The sequence below is a fragment of the Bradyrhizobium sp. SZCCHNPS1003 genome (assembly GCF_032381555.1).
In the GTDB taxonomy this organism is placed as follows: domain Bacteria; phylum Pseudomonadota; class Alphaproteobacteria; order Rhizobiales; family Xanthobacteraceae; genus Bradyrhizobium.
Genome location: NZ_JAUHIU010000038.1, coordinates 1 through 17,891 on the forward strand (window position 1 = coordinate 1; position 17,891 = coordinate 17,891).

General features: G+C 66.2%; 14 protein-coding genes and 2 pseudogenes. 10 read left to right on the forward strand and 6 right to left on the reverse strand.

The window, feature by feature from the left end:
- Window positions 1–343: 343 nt before the first annotated feature.
- Window positions 344–1,129: a porin family protein gene (locus QX126_RS33185; protein WP_315786810.1), complete on the reverse strand. Its 786-nt coding sequence runs from the start codon at window positions 1,127–1,129 to the stop codon at window positions 344–346.
- Between the two features lie 364 nt (window positions 1,130–1,493).
- Here QX126_RS33185 and QX126_RS33190 point away from each other — a divergent pair, with 364 nt between their 5' ends.
- The 4 genes from QX126_RS33190 (at window position 1,494) to QX126_RS33205 (ending at window position 5,271) form a co-directional block, all read left to right on the forward strand.
- Complete coding sequence (locus QX126_RS33190) at window positions 1,494–2,102, forward strand: nuclear transport factor 2 family protein (RefSeq protein ID WP_315786812.1); 609 nt, start codon at window positions 1,494–1,496, stop codon at window positions 2,100–2,102.
- Between the two features lie 373 nt (window positions 2,103–2,475).
- Window positions 2,476–3,519, forward strand: a complete 1,044-nt coding sequence (locus QX126_RS33195; RefSeq protein ID WP_315738427.1) for an aromatic ring-hydroxylating dioxygenase subunit alpha — start codon at window positions 2,476–2,478, stop codon at window positions 3,517–3,519.
- A 5-nt stretch (window positions 3,520–3,524) separates the two neighbouring features.
- Complete coding sequence (locus QX126_RS33200) at window positions 3,525–4,280, forward strand: GntR family transcriptional regulator (RefSeq protein ID WP_315738426.1); 756 nt, start codon at window positions 3,525–3,527, stop codon at window positions 4,278–4,280.
- A 10-nt stretch (window positions 4,281–4,290) separates the two neighbouring features.
- Window positions 4,291–5,271: a PDR/VanB family oxidoreductase gene (locus QX126_RS33205; protein ID WP_315786815.1), complete on the forward strand. Its 981-nt coding sequence runs from the start codon at window positions 4,291–4,293 to the stop codon at window positions 5,269–5,271.
- A 12-nt stretch (window positions 5,272–5,283) separates the two neighbouring features.
- On the opposite strand, the gene QX126_RS33210 is transcribed toward QX126_RS33205, so the two are convergent.
- Together QX126_RS33210 and QX126_RS33215 are read right to left on the reverse strand one after the other, a co-directional pair.
- Window positions 5,284–5,931: a hypothetical protein gene (locus tag QX126_RS33210; protein WP_315786818.1), complete on the reverse strand. Its 648-nt coding sequence runs from the start codon at window positions 5,929–5,931 to the stop codon at window positions 5,284–5,286.
- A gap of 138 nt (window positions 5,932–6,069) precedes the next feature.
- Window positions 6,070–7,103: pseudogene (locus QX126_RS33215) on the reverse strand (5-methyltetrahydropteroyltriglutamate--homocysteine methyltransferase).
- Window positions 7,104–7,273: 170 nt separating this feature from the next.
- Here QX126_RS33215 and QX126_RS33220 point away from each other — a divergent pair.
- The 3 genes from QX126_RS33220 (at window position 7,274) to hemC (ending at window position 11,168) form a co-directional block, all read left to right on the forward strand.
- Window positions 7,274–8,452 carry an acetate/propionate family kinase gene (locus QX126_RS33220; RefSeq protein WP_315786821.1) on the forward strand — a complete coding sequence of 393 codons (1,179 nt, stop codon included), beginning with the start codon at window positions 7,274–7,276 and terminating at the stop codon, window positions 8,450–8,452.
- A gap of 97 nt (window positions 8,453–8,549) precedes the next feature.
- The gene (locus QX126_RS33225; protein WP_315786824.1) at window positions 8,550–10,175 is read left to right on the forward strand and encodes a choline dehydrogenase; all 1,626 of its coding nucleotides are present in this window, start codon (window positions 8,550–8,552) and stop codon (window positions 10,173–10,175) included.
- Between the two features lie 15 nt (window positions 10,176–10,190).
- Window positions 10,191–11,168, forward strand: coding sequence for a hydroxymethylbilane synthase (hemC, locus tag QX126_RS33230; RefSeq protein WP_315786827.1), 978 nt, complete (start codon window positions 10,191–10,193; stop codon window positions 11,166–11,168).
- A 4-nt stretch (window positions 11,169–11,172) separates the two neighbouring features.
- Here the strand turns inward: hemC and hemE are convergent, their stop codons facing one another.
- Window positions 11,173–12,219 (reverse strand): uroporphyrinogen decarboxylase, encoded by a 1,047-nt coding sequence (gene hemE / locus QX126_RS33235; RefSeq protein WP_409997668.1) that lies wholly within the window; start codon window positions 12,217–12,219, stop codon window positions 11,173–11,175.
- Window positions 12,220–12,401: 182 nt separating this feature from the next.
- Between hemE and QX126_RS33240 the strand changes: the two genes are divergently transcribed.
- Both QX126_RS33240 and QX126_RS33245 read left to right on the forward strand, forming a co-directional pair.
- Window positions 12,402–12,641, forward strand: a complete 240-nt coding sequence (locus QX126_RS33240) for a hypothetical protein (protein ID WP_315738420.1) — start codon at window positions 12,402–12,404, stop codon at window positions 12,639–12,641.
- A gap of 170 nt (window positions 12,642–12,811) precedes the next feature.
- Window positions 12,812–14,721: pseudogene (locus QX126_RS33245) on the forward strand (diguanylate cyclase).
- Window positions 14,722–14,734: 13 nt separating this feature from the next.
- Here QX126_RS33245 and QX126_RS33250 read toward each other — a convergent pair.
- Window positions 14,735–14,962 carry a SlyX family protein gene (locus tag QX126_RS33250; RefSeq protein ID WP_315738419.1) on the reverse strand — a complete coding sequence of 76 codons (228 nt, stop codon included), beginning with the start codon at window positions 14,960–14,962 and terminating at the stop codon, window positions 14,735–14,737.
- Window positions 14,949–15,728 carry a rhodanese-related sulfurtransferase gene (locus QX126_RS33255; RefSeq protein WP_315776098.1) on the reverse strand — a complete coding sequence of 260 codons (780 nt, stop codon included), beginning with the start codon at window positions 15,726–15,728 and terminating at the stop codon, window positions 14,949–14,951. Before QX126_RS33255 ends, QX126_RS33250 begins: the two co-directional genes overlap by 14 nt.
- Before the next feature lie 132 nt (window positions 15,729–15,860).
- Between QX126_RS33255 and ggt the strand changes: the two genes are divergently transcribed.
- A complete protein-coding gene (gene ggt / locus QX126_RS33260) occupies window positions 15,861–17,447 on the forward strand; it encodes a gamma-glutamyltransferase (protein ID WP_315776099.1) in 1,587 nt (528 codons plus the stop codon).
- The last annotated feature ends 444 nt before the right edge of the window (window positions 17,448–17,891 follow it).

Sequence of the window (17,891 nt, forward strand, 5' to 3'; positions counted from 1 at the left end):
GGTACCTGCCGCCTGCATTCTTTTGAGCAGGCGGGCCACGGGCCTCAGCCGAGGTCCGGCCTTCCTCGCGCCCTCTCGTTGTTCAGGAGGGACATGACGAATGCATCACCCAGGCATCACATGCCGCGGGACCGTGAGATCGTGTCTCGATTGCCGTGTCTCGGTGGCCAAAACGTAGCTACATTCTCACTGTCGTCCCGGACCAGCGCGCGGCACGCGCGCGCAGATCCGGGATCCATGACCCCAGGAAGAAGCATGAGGCACCACAGCCGACCGATCTCGCCCAGCCACGTCCGCCGTTGCCTGGGATTCTGATCGTGATTGTTCGCTACTGCCCAACTGCTCAGTACCTGGCAACGAGGGCACTGGGCCAGTTGAAATGGTAGTTGACGCCGACTCGCACGATATTGTCGATCAGGTGCGTGCTCTGATAGGTGCAGCATCCACTCGACGTGAACTGGAAATAATTGTGCTTGCCGAGGTCGGCATAGAGATATTCGACCTTGGCCGACCAGGACGGCGCGAACCCCCATTCGACGCCGGCGCCTGCGGTCCACCCGCTGAAGGTGTGGGTTTCTGTGGCGGCGTTCGCCGAGGCGACCGTGCTGTATTCATTGACACGCAGGTCGGCGAAGGCGCCGCCGGCCGTGCCGTACAGAAGCACGTTGCTTGTCACGGCATAGCCGACCCGGCCGCGGATTGTCGCCAGCCAGTTCTGGCCCAGCGATTCGCGAAAGGTGGCACTAAACGGCGGCAGGAGTGCCGATGTTCCGGAAATGGTGGACCAGGATCCGTCGCCCTCGATGCCGAACACCCACTGGTTGACTTGGTAGTTGCACCCGAGGGTGCCACCGACCAGGCCGCCGCTGAAATCCGTCGCACTCTTCGGCGTGCCAGTGGGGATCGCTGCCGGAAGGCCATTGTTGGTGCCTAGACCGACCGAGCGTGTATGACCCCAAGCGCCGCCACCCTCGATACCGGCGTAGCAGCCGCTCCAATTATAGGTGGGCACGGCGACCGGTGGTGCCTTCGTATAGATCTTCGGACTGAGGTCAGCTGCGAGAACCGGCGCAGCTATGGACATCAGCCCGACCACGGAGAGTCCGAAAAAAGATGTCCAGCGGCACATCGTGAAAATCCCATGTTGAGAAAGGGGCGATATTTTGAATTGTATTTTATATCACATGCTACCTCGAGTCGGTGTTTTGCCGGCTTCCGATATTTCGTCCAGTTGTTGCTGAGAAAGCACAGACAGGCAGGGGGGCGTCGACCCCGGCTGCTCGTAAGCTTCCGTTACGCGCCGCGGGCAGCAAGCGCTTGTCTTGCTTCTGGTTGGCGAAGGCGCCGACCAATTTCCCATCGTCATTCCGGACAAGCGTGAAACGCGCGCAGGCCCAGGACGACAGCGAGGCTGAGGCGCGTGTCCCGACGGCTTTTGCCGCGGCCGCCGGATCCATGTACCCAGCAACTGACAACGAAAGAGGAATGCCGACATGACCAAGACCGCCGCCGAGATCGAGGACGACCGTCAGATCCGCGAGCTGTTGCAGAACTGGGCGATCTGGCGCGACGCCGGCGACTGGGAGCGCTTCCGCACCGTCTGGCATTCGGACGGACGGATGATGGCGACCTGGACGCAGGGGACCGGCGACGAGTTCATCGAGATCAGCAAGACCGCCTGGGCCAAGGGCGTCAACATCCTGCACTTTCTCGGCGGCATCTCGGTCGATCTCGCGGGCCACCGCGCGATTTCGCAGACCAAGATGACGATCTCGCAGCGTGCCGAGGTCGAAGGCGTTGTTTGCGACGTGCTGTGCACGGGGCGCTTCTACGACTTCCTCGAGAAGCGCGCCGGCAAATGGGGCATCGTGCTGCGCCAACCGATCTACGAGAAGGATCGCATGGACCCGGTGACGCCCGGCGCGGTGCCGGCGCTGGATGGTGCGCTGCTCCAGCAGTTTCCCGTGGGGTACCGGCATCTCGCCTATCTGCAGACGCGCATCGGCTACACGGTGAAGCGCGACATGCCCGGGCTGAAGGGGCCGGAGGTCGAAGCGCTCTATGCACGCGGCGCCGCGTGGCTTCGAGGCGAGCAATTGTGATCGTCGACCCCTGTCTCGCCGGTGCCGCGCTGCCCGCGGGATCTGCTCTCGCCGTGGGAGCGGCTGATCCGCCGTACCTCTGGTTCCGTTACCCGGCAAAGACGCCCCGGGATCGAGCGCTCGCTGGGCGGCGAAGACCGAAGCCGAACGGGGGACGTCTGGTCGGAGAACCGGCAAGGAATCGACGCAAGGCACTGAATCAGAAAGGATTGTCTGTCAGCTTCGTTCCTTCTGGCGGAACCGTCGCGCGGCTGAGGAGGCGCGTTGTATACAGAGGCGGCAAATTTTGAGCTGAACAAGCGGAACTTGCGCCTCCTTCTCCGTTCGCTGTATACAGCGGCCAGTTGGACGTATACCGACACGAGGACACGCCATGGCCGCTTCTTTTCCGATGAATGCCTGGTACGCCGCTGCCTGGGACGCCGAGGTCAAGCAGGCCCTGCTGCCGCGGACGATCTGCGGCAAGCACGTCGTGATGTACCGTAAGGCCGACGGCACCATTGCCGCGCTCGAAGATGCCTGCTGGCACCGGCTGGTGCCGCTGTCCAAGGGGCGGCTGGAAGGCGACACTGTCGTTTGCGGCTATCACGGCTTGAAGTTCAGCCCGCAGGGCCGCTGCACGTTCATGCCCTCGCAGGAGACCATCAACCCCTCTGCCTGCGTGCGGGCCTATCCGGCGGTCGAGCGGCATCGATTCATCTGGCTGTGGATGGGCGATCCGGCGCTGGCCGATCCCGCGACCATCCCCGACATGCACTGGAATCACGATCCGGCCTGGGCCGGCGATGGCAAGACCATCCACGTCAAATGCGACTACCGGCTGGTGGTCGACAATCTGATGGATCTCACGCACGAGACCTTCGTGCACGGCTCGTCGATCGGCAACGACGCGGTGGCGGAAGCGCCGTTCGACGTCACCCATGGCGAGCGCACCGCGACCGTGACGCGCTGGATGCGCGGCATCGAGCCGCCGCCGTTCTGGGCCAAGCAGCTCGGCAAGCCCGGTCTCGTCGACCGCTGGCAGATCATCCGCTTCGAGGCGCCGTGCACGGTGACGATCGACGTCGGCGTCGCCCCGACCGGGACGGGCGCGCCGGAGGGCGACCGCTCGCAGGGCGTCAACGGCATGGTGCTCAACACCATCACGCCGGAGACCGACAAGACCTGCCATTATTTCTGGGCGTTCGCCCGCAACTACCAGCTTTCCGAGCAGCGGCTGACGACGGAGATTCGCGAGGGCGTGTCGGGCATCTTCCGCGAGGACGAGCTGATCCTGGAAGCGCAGCAGCGTGCGATGGACGAGAATCCAGGACGCGTTTTCTACAACCTCAACATCGATGCAGGCGCAATGTGGGCACGACGGATCATCGATCGGATGATCGCGCGCGAAACGCCGCTGCGCGAAGCCGCGGAGTAAATGGAATGGCTGAGCGTGACAGCGAGCGCTCGATCTCGCAGACCGTCCGTGCGCAGCTCACTTTGCGCGACCTGATTCTCACCGGCGGCTTGCGCCCTGGCGAGCGCATCTCCGAGCTGCAGGCGGTCGAGGCCGCCGGCGTCTCGCGCACGCCGGTGCGGATGGCGCTGGTGCGGCTGGAGGAGGAGGGGCTGCTCGAGGCCATTCCGTCCGGCGGCTTCATGGTGAAGTCGTTCTCCGAGCGTGACGTGCTCGACTCCATCGAGGTGCGCGGCACGATGGAAGGACTGGCGGCGCGGCTCGCCGCCGAGCGCGGCGTGTCCGTGCGCGACACCGAGCCGATGCGCGAATGCCTCGCCCAGATCGACGAGCTCATCGCGCCCGCCGAGCTCTCGTTCGATGGGTTCTCGGCCTATGTGGCGCTGAATGCGCGCTTTCATGCCTTGCTGGCCGAATTGTCGCGCAGTCCGCCCGTGATCCGTCAGGTCGACCGCGCCAGCGCGCTGCCGTTCGCCTCGCCGAGCGGCTTCGTGATGGCGCAATCGGCGCTCCCCGAGGCGCGTCACATCCTGGTGGTCGCGCAGGAGCATCACCGCATCGTCATCGACGCGATCGAGAACCGCGAGGGCGCGCGCGCCGAGGGGATCATGCGCGAGCATGCCCGGCTTGCCGCCCGCAACCTGCGGCTGGCCGTGAAGGCGCGTGGTCCGATGGACCTGGTGCCGGCGGCGGTGCTGATCAAGACGCAGACCAACGGCTGAGGAGGCGATCATGCGTTTCCAGGACAATTGGTCGCCTGCGACCCTGGTCTCGACACGCGACCTCGCGCCGGGCATCCGCGAATTCATTCTGCGGCCCGACGGCTATGTCTGCGCGCCCTATGCGGTTGGCAGCCACATCAAGGTCGGCGTTCTCGCCGCCGGCCAGCCCGATGTCCGCTCCTATTCGCTGGTCGGCGAGGCGGATCTGCGTGGCTACCGGATCGCCGTGCGCTTCGCCGAGGATTCCCGCGGCGGGTCGCGCTATCTGTGGTCGCTGCAGCCCGGTGCGCGGCTGGATGTGGCGAGCCCGACCTCGCTGCTGCAGGTCGACTGGCAGCGGCCGCATTATTGTCTGGTGGCCGGCGGCATCGGCATCACGCCGCTGGTTGGGGCCGCGCACGCGCTGCTCCGCAAGACGCCGAACGTCTCGTTGCACTACGCAGTGCGATCGCAGGGCGAGGCGGCCTATGTCGATGAGCTCTCGGCGCTGCTCGGCGACCGGCTCGCGGTGTATGCCGCAGACCAGTCGCAGCGGCTGGACCTGCCCGGTCTGTTTTCGGGTCTGCCGTCCGGAGCAGCCGTGCTGTTCTGCGGACCGATGCGGATGCTGGATGCCGCGCGCAGCGCGTGGGCGGCGTGCGGCCGCGCGCCGGCCGATCTCAGCTATGAGACGTTCGGATCGAGCGGCCGGCTGTCGACCGAGCCGTTCAAGGTCCGGCTGCGTGGCAGCGGCGAGGAAATCGTGGTGCCGCGCGACCGCTCGATGCTCGACGTGCTGAATGTCGCCGGCCATGAGGTCATGGCGGATTGCCGGCGCGGCGAGTGCGGCGTCTGCGCGGTCGACGTGGTCGAGGTCGAGGGCGAGATCGATCATCGCGACGTGTTCTTCAGCGCCGAGCAGAAGCACGACAACCGCAAGCTCTGCGCCTGCGTGTCGCGCGCCCATGGCGTGGTCACGATCGATACGATGGAACGAGCCGACGCGCTGTGAGCGCGATGCCGGCTACTTGTCGGCGAGGCTGACCGGCATCGCTTCCTGCGGCTTGGCGGCCGGTCTCCGGCCGCTCTGCTCCGCGGCAAGAGCGGCCCGCGCCGCCTTGAGGCGCGCGTCGGCGTCCTTGTCGGCGAGCAGCGCGTCGGTGAGGTTGGCCTCCGCGATGTAGGCGGCCTCGGCCGCGGCCTTGGCCGCCGCGATGTTGGTAGCGGTGGGATTGGCCTTCGCCAGCGCCTCCGCCGCGTAGCGGTCGGAAATGGCCTTCTCGTTGGCCGCCAGCGCCGCATCGAGATTGGCGTCGGCGACCGCCTCGGCAGCATGGGCAGCCGCCAGCGTCGCCGCAGCGGGACTGAGCGGCGGCCGGGGGCGCAGTGGTTTCGCCGCGGCCTGCGGCTTGACGGTTTGAGCCTGTGGCGGGAGCGCGGGCGGAGAGGATGGTGGGAGTGCCATTGGCTGCTGGATGGGAGGGGGCTGGAGCGATGGCATGGTCGGTACGAGCCCGATCGGCACCATCCGCGCAAACGAGCTGCGCGCGTCGCGCATCAGGCCGCCCATGATGTCGTCGAGCGGATCGGCCATCGCGGTCCCGCTCAACGCTGCGCCGGCAAGCATGCCGATCGCACCGGCGACATGTCTCGACGTGATGCAGACGGCCATCGGAGCCTCCCTTGCGACGAGATCGGGCCAGCCGACCCCTCGCGCTCGCCGGCTGCCTTATTCCGGAAATGGGTTTGCAGGGTGGCGCCATCGTGGAGCGTCGCGCCCGACATGCGCCGCATCTGCCACATTGGGCTTTCAGGCGAGCTCTTCGCGCACCCGCGCCGCCGCCCCACACATCGCCTTCAATTTCCCGAAGGCGGTCGCACGCGGCAGATATTTCATGCCACAGTCCGGCGCCACCACCAGCCGCTCCGGCGCCACCACTTTGAGGCCGTTGCGGATGCGCTCGGCGACGACCGCGACGGGCTCGACCTCGGGATCGCCGAGATCGAGGACGCCGAGCACGATGGTCTTGGTCGAGAGATCTTTGAGAATGCCGAGGTCGAGTCGCGGCTGCGCCGCCTCGATCGCGATCTGCGCGGCGTGGCAATCGGCAAGCTCGGCCAGGAACGCATATCCGCTCGGCTTGCTGGAGCCCGGCACGATGGCGGCATAACCGAAGCAGACGTGAACGATGGTGGGCACCGTAATATGATCGAGCGCCCGGTTGATCGCCTTGACGGCATAGCGCCGCGCCGCCTGCGGATTGTTGCGGACCCAGGGCTCGTCGAGCTGGATGACGTCGGCGCCGGCGCGTTGCAGGTCGCGGGCCTCGGCATTGACGACGTCGGCGAAGGCCATCGCGAGCGCCTCGTCGTCACGGTAGAAGTCGTCCTGGGCTTGCTGGCTCAATGTGAACGGCCGGGCAGGGTGATCTTGGCGGCATGCTTGGTGTTACGGCGGAGGAACTCCATGTCACGCAGCTCGACCGGCTGTGTCCGCCGGATCGGGCCGACGACGCGCGGCACCGGCGTCTTGATCCCGGACGGCGAGATGATGATGGCGGGATTGTCGGCATCGACGCCGTCGAGCGCAGTCGCGAACCGGTTGGAGTAGCTTTCGCGCCGGATCTCGCCATCCGACACGATGTCGATCCCGGCCTGTTCCATGTCGTGGATCGCGACAATGGTCGCATCGTCCTGGGCGTCGTCGAGCAGCGGCCGGGGGATGCGCCACATGCCCTGCATGCGAATGCGGGGAACGGACTTTGACAGCATTGCGCGATCGACCAGCCAATCCGGCTGCGGGTAGCTTCCGACCACGGTGGTCGGCAGGAGATGTCGAGGCATATTCACGCAATGCTCTCCCGCGGGTCCGACTCAACCTTTGATATGATAGCAGGCAGTAAGCTCAGGGCAGAATGCAACCTAGCGTTTTATTCGTCTTCGGATCGTCACGGAAATAGTTCGTATTTTCTGCGGTTTATCAGTTCATCATTCTCCACGAGGCGGCATCATCGATGCAACACATCCTGACCCTCAACTCCGGCTCATCCTCGATCAAGTTCGCCTTGTTCGAGGAAGATGCCGCCCTTGTCGAGGCCGTGCATGGCCAGATCGAAGGGCTCGGCGGTGCGGCGCCGCATCTCGAAGCAAAGCTGAGGGACGGTGCGCTGGCTGACGAACGGCTCGATGCCGCGAGCGCCACCGATCACGAGGCGGCTCTCGGCGTCGTGCTCGAGGTACTGCAACGCGCCATCGGCCGCACCGAAGTCGACGCCGTCGGTCATCGCGTCGTCCATGGCGGGCTCGCTTTCACGCAGCCGATCGTCGTCAATGACGATGTTCTGAATGATCTGCAAAAGCTCATTCCGCTGGCACCATTGCACCAGCCTCACAATCTCTCCGGCGTCCGCGCCGCGCATCGCGCCTTTCCCGATGCCGTGCAGGTCGCATGTTTCGACACCGCGTTCCATCGCTCGCACCCCTGGGTCAATGACACCTACGCCTTGCCGCGTGAGCTCTATGATCAAGGCGTCCGCCGCTACGGTTTTCACGGCCTGTCCTATGAATACGTCGTTTCGCGACTGAAGGAGATCGCTCCGCTCGACGAGAAGGGCCGGGTGGTCGTGATGCATCTCGGCAACGGCGCCTCGATGTGTGCGATCCGGGATGGGCAGAGCATCGGTTCGTCGATGGGATTCACGGCGCTCGACGGTCTGCCGATGGGCACGCGCTGCGGTCAGCTGGACCCTGGCGTCGTCCTCTATCTGCTTCAGGAGAAGCGGATGACCGCCGAGGCGGTCACCGATCTCCTCTACAATCATTCGGGCCTCAAGGGATTGTCGGGACTGTCGCAGGACATGCGCGAATTGGAGGCAGCCGGCACGCCGGAAGCTCGGCAGGCGATCGACTACTTTGTCGACCGCATCAGGCGCGAGCTCGGCGCCATGGCCGCGATCCTCTCGGGCATCGACGCGGTGGTGTTCTGCGGCGGCATCGGCGAGCACGCATGGCGCATTCGCCAGCGCGTCTGCGAAGGCTTCGAATGGCTCGGGATCGCGTTGGACGACGGCCGCAATCGTGCGAGCCATTCCTTGATCTCTTCGGACCGGTCGCGGGTGCGCGTGCGCGTGGTCAATACCAATGAGGAAATGATGATCGCGCGGCACGCCGCGCGCCTGCTTAGGCAGCAATGACTGGGATGGCCGACCAGACCTGCTGATTTGCCGCTTGCATGTCCTTGCGTTTTGGTATCATCGAGGATGAAAGAACAACAAGGCCGGTGGGGAAGCGATGGAAGGCAGCGTGGCGTTGCGTGAGGCGGACATGGAGTTCGACTACGTCGTGGTCGGTGCCGGATCGGCCGGCTGCGTTCTCGCCAACAGGCTCAGCAGCGACGGCAAGCACACGGTGCTGCTGCTCGAGGCCGGCCCGAAGGACAGCAACATCTGGATCCACATTCCGCTCGGCTACGGCAAGCTGTTCAAGGAAAAATCCGTCAACTGGATGTACCAGACCGAGCCGGAGCCCGGGCTCGACGGCCGCTCCGTGTTCCAGCCGCGCGGCAAGGTGCTCGGCGGCTCCAGCTCGATCAACGGCCTGCTCTATGTGCGCGGCCAGCACGAGGATTACGACCGCTGGCGCCAGCGCGGCAATGTCGGCTGGGGCTATGACGACGTGCTGCCCTATTTCAAGCGGGCGGAAAATCAGTCCCGCGGCGGCGACGACTATCATGGCGTCGATGGCCCGCTGCCGGTGTCCGACTGGCGACACGAGGACCCGTTGTCCGAGGCGTTCGTGAAGGCGGCGGTCGAGGCCGGTTTGCCCTTCAATGGCGACTTCAACGGCCAGAGCCAGGAGGGCGCGGGCTTCTTCCAGACCACCACACGCCATGGCCGGCGCGCCAGCAGCGCAGTCTCCTACCTGCGGCCGGCGCTCGGCCGCAGCAACCTCCACGTCGAGACCGACGCGCTGGCCCAGCGCATCCTGTTCGAGGGACGCCGGGCGTGCGGCGTGACGTTCAGCCAGCGTGGCCGAACGCGGACGGCGCGCGCTCGCAAGGAAATCCTGGTGTCGAGCGGCGCCTACAACTCGCCGCAACTGCTGCAGTTGTCCGGGGTCGGTCCGGGCGAGCTGCTGAAGCAGCACGGCCTCGACGTGGTTCTTGATGCGCCCGGTGTCGGGAGTGACCTGCAGGACCATCTGCAGGTCCGCATCGTGATGCGCTGCAGCCAGCGCATCACGCTCAACGACATCGTCAACAACCCCGTGCGCAAGGTGCTGGCCGGCGCACGCTATGCGGCCTTCCGCAACGGTCCGCTGACGATCGCGGCGGGTACAGCCGGCGCGTTCTTCAAGACCGATCCGCGGCTTGCGAGCCCGGACATCCAGATCCACTTCATCCCGTTCTCGACCGACAAGATGGGCGAGAAGCTGCACACCTTCTCCGGCTTCACCGCCTCGGTCTGCCAGCTCAGGCCCGAAAGCCGAGGTTCGCTGCGGATCAGGAGCGCGGATCCGACGGTGCCGCCGGAAATCCGCATCAATTATCTCGCCAGTGAAACCGACCGGCGGGCCAACATCGAGGGTCTCCGGATCCTGCGGAAAATCCTGGCGGCACCGGCGCTGAAGCCGTATGTCTCGGATGAAGCCTATCCCGGGTCCAAGATCGTGAGCGATGACGACATCCTGGCCTATTGCCGGCAGACCGGCAGCACGATCTACCATCCGACCTCGACCTGTCGGATGGGGACCGATGCGGTCGCCGTGGTCGATCAACGCCTGCGCGTGCGCGGCGTCGACGGCCTGCGCGTGGTCGATGCCTCGATCATGCCGGATCTGGTTTCGGGCAACACCAACGCGCCGGTCATCATGATCGCGGAGAAGGCCTCCGACATGATCTTGCAGGACGCGCGCTGACGCAGGAATGAGTTCGTGACACGTTTCCGGATCGGCACCCGCAAGAGCACGATGGCCTTGGCGCAGACGGAGGAGATCGCCCGCCGGCTGCAGGCTGCGATTCCGTCGCTCGACATCGAGATCGTCAAATTCGAGACGACGGGCGATTCCGACCAGACCAGCAAGCTGCTCTCGCATGGCGGCAAGGGTGGGGCGTTCGTGGCCGAGATCCGCCGTGCCATGCTGGACCGCCGGCTGCATGCAGCGATGCACTCGCTGAAGGACATGCCGGGCAACGAGGAGACGCCCGGTCTCGTCATCGCAGCGCTGCTGTCGCGCGATCCGCCGGGCGACGTACTGGTGCTGCGGCGCGGGCTGTCGCTCGACGAATTTCGCAAGGATGGCGGCCGGGGCTTCAAGATCGGCACCAATGCCGTGCGCCGGGCCGCCTATGCGCGGCGGCTGTTTCCGCAGGCCGAGCTGATCCATTTCCGCGGCGCGGCCGACACCCGCATCCGCAAGCTCGACAATGGCGAGCTGCAGCGGCTGCCGGACGGCGGCGCCGTGGGGCCGGCCGACGCCCTGATCATGGCGCGCTCCGGGCTGGAGCGGGTCGGCTTGTCCGACCGCGCCTCCTACGAGTTTCCGGTCGCCGACATGCTGCCGGCGGTCGGGCAGGGCATCGTCGCCGTCGAGTGCCCCGCGTCGGATTGGGAAACCCGGCGCATCCTGGCGACCATCGACGATGCGGCGGCGCGGACCTGCGCCGACGCCGAGCGCGAGGTGCTTTGGGTGCTCAACGGCCATTGCAACTCGCCGATCGCAGGCTTTTCGACCATCGACGGCGGACAGTTGACGCTGACCGCCTCGGTGCTCGACGAGGACGGCGGCCGCTTCATCGAGGCGCAACGCTCCGCGCCGGCGGATCGTCCGCGCGAGCTCGGCCGTGCGGTCGGGCTCGAGCTGCTTGCCAACGGCGCGGCCGAGCTGATCGAGCGCAGCCGGCCGCGTTGATCGGTCATCCCCTGTAGGCGCGGACGCGCGCCAGCATCTGCTCGACATGGGCGATCGGCGTCTCCGGCAGGATGCCGTGGCCGAGATTGAAGATGTGACGTCCCCCGGCATAGCTCGCCAGCACGTCGTCGACCGCCTGGTCGAGCGCCGCGCCACCGGTGATCAGCGCCAGCGGATCGAGATTGCCCTGAACGGCCACCTTGCTCTGCACCCGTTCGCGGATAAAGGCGGGCTCCGCCGTCCAGTCGATGCTGACCGCATCGATTCCGGTTTCGGCGACGTAGCCCGGCAACAGCGCGCCGGCGCCGCGCGGAAAGCCGATGATCCTGGCGTCGGGCCGCGCCTTGCGCACGCCCTCGACGATGCGTCGCGTCGGCGCGACCGACCAGCGCGCGAACTCGCGCGGTGACAGCACCCCGGCCCAGGTGTCGAAGATCTGCAGCGCGTCGGCACCGGCCTCCAGCTGCTTCAAGAGATAGGCGATCGAGCTGTCGACCAGCGCATCGATGATTCTGCCGAACGCATCGGGATGCCGATAGGCGAGCAGCCGCGCCGGCGCCTGATCAGGTGTGCCTTGGCCCGCGACCATGTAGGTCGCGACCGTCCAAGGGGCGCCGCAAAAGCCGATCAGGGCGGTGCTCGGTGCCAGTTCGGCCCGCACACGGCGCAGCGCCTCGAACACCGCTTCCAGCGTCGACAGGTCTGCCTTCGCCGACAGCGTCGCGATCTTCTCCGGCGTATCGAGCGGGTCGAGCCGCGGGCCTTCACCGACCTCGAAGCGGACGCTGCGGCCGAGCGCATGCGGGATCACCAGAATGTCCGAAAAGATGATCGCCGCATCGAAGCCGAAGCGCCGGATCGGCTGCAGCGTGACTTCGGCCGCGAGCTCAGGATTGAAGCAGAGATCGAGAAAGCCGCCGGCCTTGGCGCGGACCTCGCGGTACTCCGGCAAATAGCGGCCGGCCTGCCGCATCATCCAGATCGGCGGTCCGCTCTGCCGCTGACCGGCCAGCACGTCGATGAAAGGCTTGTTCACGGCAGTCTCACTCACGCTCGGGCTCCGCAACCTTCGGGAACAGTTTACCGTCCGTGATACATGCCCAAGCGGTTCCGGCCAAGGTCATATCCGCTCGGGCGTCGCGGGAGATGCGAGCGTCCCCGCAGTCGCAGGGCGTCACATCGAGGGGAACACGTCCTTCGCCCCTGCGTTGTCGTCCTAAAGGGAGATTGGTCATGGCCGAGAAATTCAATCCTGCGCCGCACGACAAGCACGCCGTCGATCCCCGCGAAGCCGCGCGTCTCGACCGCAAGACTGCAACGCAGCTCGACAAGGGACTGATGGACACGTTTCCGGCCTCGGATCCGGTGAGCCTGCAGCAGCCCTCGACGACCCGTGTGAAGGACGATGCTGACGTTGACCGAGACCATTCGCCATCGCTTTGGGACAAGGTGCGATCGGTGTTCGTTCGCTGAACTAACAGGCCGAACGCCCGCCTTGACCGCGGCGCCGCCGCTGTTTGTCCGTAGTCGTACGGGAGATGCCGTAATCTTACGGGGCGCTGCGGACGCCTTCGGACCCGCCGCATTTCAGGGTTAGATAAGATGTCCATGGGACTCTCCCGGCGTCCGGAGAGTCCCGCGGAATGGACGTTGGTGCGACCAGAGTTGATCGAAGCCGCCTGCCGATGTGGGCGGCTGGCGTGCTTGCGCTCGTGTCGGTCGCGATTCTCGCTTACAGCGTCTGGGGCGAATGGACGTCCCGACAGGCGGAGGTACGCAATGCCGAAACCGATCTCGGCAACCTCGCTCACTCGCTCACCCAGCACGTCGAGGATACCTTCGAGCTTGCGGATTCGCTGTTGCGCGGCGTCGTCGCCGCGCTCGAGACCGATGACGGCAAGCCCGGTGCGATCGCCCGACTGCAGACGATCCTGAAGACGAGGAAGGCCAATCTCGGCCGCATCCGGGGCATCTTCGCCTATGGCGAAAACGGCGACTGGCTTGCCACCACCGAGGACGTCACGCTCACCAACTACAACAATGCCGATCGTGACTACTTCGCACACCACAGGATTTCGGCCGATCGCTCGCTGCTGATCGGTCGTCCGGTGCAGAGCAGGGCCGGCGGTCAATGGGTCATCACCCTGTCGAGGCGCTGGAATCACGCGGATGGCCGGTTCGGCGGCGTCGTGCTGGCAACCGTCGACGTTGCCTATTTCGCTCGGTTCTACCGTCAGTTTGCCGTCGGCCGTCAGGGGACGATCAGCCTGATGAGCCGTGACGGAGCCGTCCTCGCCGACAATGCGGAACCGGACCCGCAGACGGTCGGGCGCCCGGTACTGGAAGCGATCCCCTATCATCCGGCGTCGGGGCCGTTACAGTTCCGAAGGCTCGGCGAAACATCCGAACGCATCGGTTCTATCAGCACGCGCAGCGCTATCCGTTCCTCATTCTGGTGACGCGCACGGAGGCGGAGGTCTTGGCCGAATGGAAGCGTGATGCGCTGATTCGGCTCACGGTGCTGGTCTGTCTGGTCGCGCTCGTCATTGCGATCGGCATCTTCCTCGCGAAGCAGTTGCTGCAGCGGCAGCAGCTTGCCGCGGCGCTGGCGGCAAAGGAGGAGAACTTCCGGCTGCTCGCCGAAGGCTCCAGCGACATCGTGACGCGGATCGAACTGGACGACTGCATCGGCTACGTCTCGCCCTCGACCATGCGCGTGCTGGGCTGGCACCCGTCGCAGCTCCTGGGCAAGCGCGCGCTCTCCGGCGTGCATCCGCTGGATCGCCCGCAGTTGCAGGAGATCCTCGATCAGCTCAGGAGGGGGGCCGTCGACGAAGCACGCGCAACCTATCGCATGCGCCGCCGCGACAAGTCGGAGATCTGGGTCGAGGCCACGATCCGCGCCACCCGTCAGCCGGACGGCGCGCTCGACGGCTTCGTCGCCGTCACCCGCGACGTGACGCAGCAGAAGACGCTGCAAGGACGGCTCGAGACGCTTGCGATCGAGGACGGTCTCACCGGGCTCGCCAACCGCCGCCGGTTCGACGAGCGGCTGCTGGAGGAGTGGGGCAGGGCCTACCGCGACAAGACTTCGCTGGCGCTGCTGATGATCGACATCGACCACTTCAAGGCCTTCAACGACGCCTATGGTCACCCGGCCGGCGACGAATGCCTGCACACCGTGGCCGGCATTCTCGCCGACGAGGCGCAGCGCAGCTCGGATCTGGCGGCCCGCTACGGCGGCGAGGAGTTCGCCATCCTGCTGCCGAACACCGATGCCGGGGGCTGCGCCAGGCTCGGCGAGCGGATCAGGCGGGCACTGCACGAGGCCCGCATCGTCCACGATCACAACCCGGCGGGCATCGTCACCGCGAGCATCGGTGGCGCAGTGTGCCGGCCGGGCTTCGAGCGATCGGCCGGCCCGGCCTCGTTGATCGAGGCGGCCGACCGCGCGCTCTATGCCGCGAAGGACGCCGGCCGCGACCGCCTGATCATGGCCGGAGAGGTGATCGATCTGCCCGCCGGCAAGGCGCCGGCGACCGTCCCGGCCTGAGATCGCCGCACGATCAGTAGTGCGGCGGCTGCTCATTGCGCGGCCCCTCGGCATTGCTTTGCGCGTCCTCGAGCCGCTCGACCAGCAGGGCGATCTTGCGCTTCAGCGCATCGATCTCGCGCCACTGCGCGGTGATGGTCTGGTTCAGCGTCTCGATCGTGTCGTCCTGGAAGGTGAGGCGCATCTCCAGCGTGTCGATTCGCTCGCCGAGCTCCGCGTTGGATGGATCAGAGCTGCTCATCGCGTGCGCCCTCCGGAACTGCCTTGATCGTAGCCGCGCTGTGCTCCCGCAGACCGTGGCCGAGCGCGACGCGTTCGTCGAACACGAAGCAGCCGCCGCGCCAGCGGCTCTCGGCTTCCGGGATCTCCTCGAGATACTTCAGGATGCCGCCCTTGAGGTGGTAGACCTCGGAAAAGCCGCGCGCCAGCAGCAGCGCGCTCGCCTTCTCGCAGCGGATGCCGCCGGTGCAGAACATCGCGATCCGCTTGTGCCTCGCAGGATCGAGTGCGCGTTCCGCAAAATCCTTGAACTGCCCGAAGCTCTGCAGGCCTGGATCGACCGCGCCTTCGAACGTCCCCATCGCCACCTCGAACGCATTCCTTGTGTCGAGCACGACGGTATCCGGCGCGGCGATCAGCGCGTTCCAATCGGCGGGACTGATATAGGTCCCGACCTGCCGGGTCGGATTGGCGGCGGGATCGCCGAGCGTGACGATCTCCCGCTTCAGCCGCACCTTGAGGCGCCGGAACGGCATGGCCGTGGCGCGCGAGTATTTCAGCTCCAGACTGTCCAGCCGGCCGGCGAACAGCGTTCCGTCGCGAAACTCGCCTACCAGAGCAGCAATTGCCGGTTCGGTCCCGGCCACGGTGCCGTTGATGCCCTCCTCGGCCAGCAGGACGCTGCCCTTGATGCCGCGCTCGGCGCAAAAGGCGTGGAGCGGCGCGCGCAGGTCGCGAAAATCCGGCAGGGCGACGAACTGATAGAAGGCGGCGACGGCGAGGGGCATGCGGCCGTTTACCAGCAGAGCTGACCATAGAAAAGCTGGTATCCCCGGGCATTGCCGAGCCTGGAAGGAATGTGCGATGTAGCCGGTCAGCACTGGCATTCCAGCCACCAAACGATCACGCAGCGAGCAACGATGAGAAGCTTCCAATTCCCCGGCAGGTCGACGGTCCACGCCCAGAACGGAATGATCGCCACCTCGCACCCGCAGGCCGCGCTGGCCGGGATCGAGGTGCTGCGGGCCGGCGGCACCGCAGCCGACGCGGCGGTGGCGGCCTGCGCTCTGCTCGGGGTGATCGAGCCGCAATCGACCGGCATCGGCGGCGACTGCTTCGCCTTGGTCCAGCCCAGGGGCGAAGGCCGGATCATGGCCTATAACGGCTCGGGCCGGGCGCCCGCCGCCGCGACCGTGGACTGGTTTCTCGAGCGCAAGATCCATTCGGTCCCTCTGACCTCGGCTCATGCCGTCTCCGTGCCCGGCGCGATCGATGCCTGGGACCGCATCCTGCGCGACCACGGCCGGCTCGGGCTCGACCGGCTGCTGCAGCCCGCGATCCGCGCCGCGGAGGACGGCTATGTGGTGGCGCCGCGTGTCGCGTTCGACTGGAACAACCAGTTCGAGAAGCTCAAGAACGGCACCAACACCGCGCGCTACTTTCTGCCGCATGGCAAGGCGGCTGCCGTGGGTGACGTGATCCGCCAGCCGGAGCTGGCGCAGACCCTGCGCGTCATCGCCAAGGACGGGCCGAAGGGCTTCTACACCGGCGCGGTCGCCGAGGACATGGTGCAGACGCTGCGTGGCATCGGTGGCCTGCACACCTTGGAGGATTTCGCCAACCACCAGACCGAGGTGACCTCGCCGATCGGCACCACCTACAAGGACTACGACGTCTGGCAGTGCCCGCCGAACGGCCCGGGCATCACCATGCTGGTGATGCTCAACATCCTCTCGCGCTTCGACCTCACGCGCATCGATCCGCTTAGCGTCGAGCGCTTCCACCTCGAGGCCGAGGCCGCCCGTATCGCCTACATGATGCGCGAGCAGCACATCGGCGATCCCGCGCACATGACGACCGAGGTCGCCAGCATCCTCGCCAAGGAGTTCGCCGACGAGTACATCTCGCAGATTAGCCTCGACAAGCTGCTCGACCTGCCGAACGTCGCGCCGCCTATGAATCCGGAGACAGTCTACATCACGGTCGTCGACCGCGACCGCAACGTCTGCTCCTTCATCAATTCGATCGCGCATTCGTTCGGCTCGGCCATCGTCTCCAACGAGACCGGCGTGCTGCTGCAGAACCGCGCCGGCGGCTTCCGCATCCAGCCGGGCCATCCGAACTGCATCGGCCCGGGCAAGCGTCCGCTGCACACGATCATCCCGGCGCTCGCCACCAAGGCCGGCCGCGCCCAGATGTCGTACGGCGTCATGGGCGGCCAGTATCAGCCGGTCGGCCAGACCCACGTGCTGACCAACATCCTCGACTATGGCTGCGACGTGCAGGAAGCGATCGATATGGCGCGCGGTCTGCACTACGAGGGCGTCTATCAGCTCGAGGACGGCGTGCCGGCCGAGGTGGTCGAGGGCCTGCAGAAGATCGGCCACAAGACCGCCAAGGTGGTGTCGCCGCTCGGCGGCGGTCAGGCGATCTGGATCGACTGGGACAAGGGCACGCTCACCGGCGGCTCCGACCCGCGCAAGGACGGCTGTGCGCTGGGCTATTGAGGTGCCGGAATTCCTCCGTGCGTTCGTCATCGCGAGCGCAGCGAAACGATCAGAGTGGCGATCGTGACCCCGGATTGCTTCGTCGCTTCGCTCCACGCAATGACGATGGTGGCTACGCAAGCCGCATCCACACACACCGCTGTCGTCCCGGCCTTGCGCCGGGACCCATAACCCCAGGCAGTGGTTTGAGGCAGGCCAGCCGTTAGTTCCTCGCACGTCACGTCCGCCGCGGCGTATGGGCCCCGGATCGGCGCCGGGACGACGGCGGTGGATGGGGCGGATACACGGCTCAAACAACGATCGACACACGGTCTCGTTCTCGCGGCACGGACGCCCGAGGTCTGCGATCATCGTGGCCCTTGCAAAATGCAGAGGGCGCAGGGAATGCCGGGTGAAGGCCTCACCCATGGCCCGCCTGCGAAAAAAATGCAGGCGGCAGGTACC